Origin of the sequence: Henriciella marina, assembly GCF_027213945.1 — a bacterium.
Lineage (GTDB): Bacteria > Pseudomonadota > Alphaproteobacteria > Caulobacterales > Hyphomonadaceae > Henriciella > Henriciella marina_A.
Genome location: NZ_JAPWGW010000016.1, coordinates 1 through 1016 on the forward strand (window position 1 = coordinate 1; position 1016 = coordinate 1016).

Consider the following 1016-nt stretch of genomic DNA (forward strand, 5'->3'; position numbering starts at 1 on the left):
CCCGTTATCAGCAGTTTTCGGTCAGTCCATTTTGACATCAAAGTGAAAGCCTTGTGTGAAAATCTGACGATGTATGCGAACATCGACTGGCAGGTGCCTCATCAGGATATTCCAGATGCTGCGTGTTCAACCGTCCGTAACGCTTGCCGGGTATCCTACATCGGTTGAAGCCGCAGCGATCAGCTCAGGCGTTGTCGCCGCCGTATCGTAAACCACTTCTGCGGTCCTGGCCGCATAATCGATATCGACAGATTTAACGCCCTCGACACGCATCATCGCTTTCCTGACAGCAATCGGACATGTCGCGCAGGTCATGTTTTCGATGGTCAAACGGGCTGTCGCCTGTTCGACCTCCACCGAAGCATCCGGAGCATTCTGCGCGCTGGCGACTGCGAGCCCCCCCGCGAGTGCCAGACCTGCCAGTCCGGCGATCATCCATGTTCGTTTCATACTTGTCTCCCTGGCTAGTAAAATAACGGTGCCCATACATCGATGGTCAGGGCCGCCAGCACGACAAGCGCGCCGCTCCACAGGGCGACCTGCTTGATGACTGACGACTGCGGACGGGCGCAATAGCTACCATCCTCGCAGACACTGGTCTTTCGAAAATAGACATCCCAGAATCCAGCCGCGAGAAATCCGATCGCGACCAGAAGAAAAAGGGGCTTGTAGGGTTCCAGCGCCGTCAACTGGCCAATCCACGCTCCGGAAACACCGAGACTGATCAGCACAAGCGGCACGATGCAGCAGGATGATGCAAGGAATGCCCCCAGCATGCCACCGGCAACAAGCCACCTTGAGCGACGCTCATTTGCTGGGCTGTTTTCCGTACCTGCCATGACCAGCTGTTCCCATTGCTTTATTGATCATGATCACGTTACGCTCTGTAGTTGGTACAGACACAAGTGGGTATTTCATCATGGCCATCACATCGCCGCGAGCAGCACTCAAACGGGCTGAACTGGCCGGGCGGCTCGGCTGCAATCTTGAAACGATCCGCTATTATGAAAAGATCG

General features: G+C 55.4%; 2 protein-coding genes. Both read right to left on the reverse strand.

Translation table 11 applies throughout. The features are described 5' to 3' along the window. Window positions 1-126: 126 nt before the first annotated feature. Entirely contained in the window at window positions 127-450 is a 324-nt protein-coding gene (locus O4G74_RS16000; protein ID WP_084396457.1) for a heavy-metal-associated domain-containing protein, read from the reverse strand. 14 nt (window positions 451-464) lie between these two features. Further along, window positions 465-839: a mercuric transporter MerT family protein gene (locus O4G74_RS16005; RefSeq protein ID WP_269403515.1), complete on the reverse strand. Its 375-nt coding sequence runs from the start codon at window positions 837-839 to the stop codon at window positions 465-467. Window positions 840-1016 lie beyond the last annotated feature (177 nt).

Bases quoted from the DNA above. Each gene is read 5' to 3' on its own strand.
- O4G74_RS16000 (WP_084396457.1), bottom strand. From the start codon at position 450: ATGAAACGAACATGGATGATCGCCGGACTGGCAGGTCTGGCACTCGCG.
- O4G74_RS16005 (WP_269403515.1), bottom strand. From the start codon at position 839: ATGGCAGGTACGGAAAACAGCCCAGCAAATGAGCGTCGCTCAAGGTGG.